Origin of the sequence: Desulfosporosinus sp. OT, assembly GCF_000224515.1 — a bacterium.
GTDB lineage: Bacteria > Bacillota > Desulfitobacteriia > Desulfitobacteriales > Desulfitobacteriaceae > Desulfosporosinus.
In genome coordinates this window covers 1-2,288 of sequence record NZ_AGAF01000143.1, presented here as the reverse complement: position 1 = coordinate 2,288, position 2,288 = coordinate 1, and the positions used below count along the sequence as shown (strand labels likewise).

At 49.0% G+C, this 2,288-nt stretch carries 4 protein-coding genes; 1 reads left to right on the top strand and 3 read right to left on the bottom strand.

The window, feature by feature from the left end; translation table 11 throughout:
- Positions 1-510: ABC transporter ATP-binding protein (locus DOT_RS13085; protein ID WP_009619387.1), on the bottom strand; the 510-nt coding region annotated here is incomplete at its 3' end.
- A gap of 125 nt (positions 511-635) precedes the next feature.
- Between DOT_RS13085 and DOT_RS32705 the strand changes: the two genes are divergently transcribed.
- Positions 636-902 carry a CarD family transcriptional regulator gene (locus DOT_RS32705; protein ID WP_348982146.1) on the top strand — a complete coding sequence of 89 codons (267 nt, stop codon included), beginning with the start codon at positions 636-638 and terminating at the stop codon, positions 900-902.
- A 44-nt stretch (positions 903-946) separates the two neighbouring features.
- Here the strand turns inward: DOT_RS32705 and DOT_RS13080 are convergent, their stop codons facing one another.
- Positions 947-1,987 (bottom strand): sensor histidine kinase, encoded by a 1,041-nt coding sequence (locus tag DOT_RS13080; protein WP_040412145.1) that lies wholly within the window; start codon positions 1,985-1,987, stop codon positions 947-949.
- 1 nt (position 1,988) lies between these two features.
- Positions 1,989-2,288: winged helix-turn-helix domain-containing protein (locus tag DOT_RS13075; RefSeq protein WP_009619380.1), on the bottom strand; the 300-nt coding region annotated here is incomplete at its 5' end.

Here is a 2,288-nt window from a genome sequence, read left to right as displayed (position 1 = left end):
GTCCGCCAGAATCAGCTGGGGTTTGGTAATCAGGGCCCGGGCTACGGCACAGCGCTGCTTCTGCCCTCCCGACACTTCATAAGGATATTTGGCCAGGATATCTCCGATCCCCAGTTTGCGGGCAATGGGCTCCATACGCCGGCTCATCTCCCCATAGGACTTGCCGGAGAGCACCAGGGGCAGGAAAATATTATCCTGCAAGGAGAAGGTATCCAGCAGATTAAAATCCTGAAATACAAAGCCGAGATTTTCCCTGCGAAAAGCGGAAATCTCCTTTTCCTTAATGGTGCTGAGGGCTTTACCCTTGAGCAAAACCTCACCGCTGGTGGGTTTGTCCAGAGAGGCCAGAATATTGAGCAAGGTCGTTTTCCCTGACCCCGATTCACCCATAATCGCTGCATATTCACCCTGCTCTACGGAGAAGGACACATTGGCTAAGGCCTGAACATGACTGCCGCCAAAGCGGGTAGTATAGACTTTTTTAAGATTATTCACTTCTAAAATGGTCATCAAGAAGAACCTCCTTTGCTGAGTAGGTTCAGTATAGCAAAACTGGAAAATGCCCTGCCATAACTTTGGCTTACATTTTCCAGTTTAAGCTTACCCTTTTGTAAGGCAGCTCATAATTTAAAGAGCTGCTTGTTTACACGGCAGAACTTGATGAAAGTCTGGTCAAAGAATCAAATTGGCACATCGGCAGCAGCGAGAAGCTAATCGAAGCAAAGTCTTCTGAGTTTCCTTTCCGACCCGGCGACCGTATCGTGCACAGCATCATGGGAGCCGGCGAAGTCATGGGAATCAACCGTGAAAAAGCTGCCTACTTAATTAAATTTGATGGCCTTGAGACGGTAAGAAGCATAAGCCTGAGAGCCAAAATCGAAGCGGAAAACGGCAGAAAATAACAACTATTTATGGAGTTGTCTTTAAGGATTAAAGGATCATAATTTCACTCCAGCACTGTATCCACCGTATCCAGGCCGATTTTCACTTTCGTGCCCTTGCCGGGCTCCCCTTCGATCACAATGGTATGGGAAAGCTTGGTGAGGATCCGCTTGCACAGATAGAGACCGATCCCTGTGGACTTTTTATCCCTTCGGCCGTTATAACCGGTAAAGCCTTTTTCAAAAACACGGGGCAGGTCTTCCCCGGCAATACCTATCCCTGTATCGGCGATTACCAGGGTTTTATCATCATCCCTTTCCATATAAATGGAGATTTTCCCCTCCTGGGTGTACTTCAAAGCATTGGATAAGATCTGCTCAATGACAAACACCAGCCATTTTTCATCGGTCAGCACGTCGCAGTTCAGCTGGGAAAAATCCAAGCTGATTTTCTTGCGGATAAACATTTTAGCATATTTGCGCACCGCCTGCCGGACGATAGCGTCCAGGGCATAGCGTTTCAGTACAAAATCGGCAGAAGGGCTCTCCAGCCGCAGGTATTGGAGCACCATTTCCACATACTGTTCAATTTTGAACAGTTCCATGGCCAGCTCCCTGTTCTGCTCCATACTCTGAGCAGTACTCCCGTCATCCTCTGCCGAGGACTGGAGAAGGAGGCCCATGGCGGCGATAGGGGTTTTGATCTGATGGGCCCACAGGGTATAATAATCCACCAAATCGCTTCGCTCATTATCGGCCTGGGAAACCAGTCTGATCTTATCCCAGTATAGGGCGGCGATCAGCTCCTGATACTCCTCTTCCAATAATCCCTTAGCCTCAGGGAGCCCTTCCAAGCTGAACATGATCTGTTGCTGCAAATCCCGAAGCACTCTATAGCGCTGATAATAACCATAAAAATCCGCTGTCAGGACCGGGAGGGCCAGGACGGCACAGAGCAAAGCAGCATAGAACACCGCTTCCAGCGGCAGATGATACAGATAAAACACCAAGGCAAAGACACCGACAAAGACGCAGTACAAAAGGATTCCCCGGCTATGCCCCCGGAGGTACTGCTTCCCCACCGACCATAGACTGATCTCGTTCATATCACGTCACCATATACCCTATCCCTTTTTTGGTCACAATAAATCCGGCCAGCCCTGCTGCCTCCAATTTTTTACGCAGCCGGGTCATGTTCACCGTCAGGGTGTTTTCGTCGATGTAACTGTCTGTTTCCCACAGGCGGGCCATAATTGCTTCACGGCCCACGGCCTTCCCTTTATTCTCCAGCAGCATTTTCAAAATCTTATAATCGTTCTTGCTCAGCTCAACCTTGATATCGTTATAGGTTAAGGAAGCATCGCTGGTATTAAGGATGGCTCCCCGGTGCTCCAACAAATCCGTCTG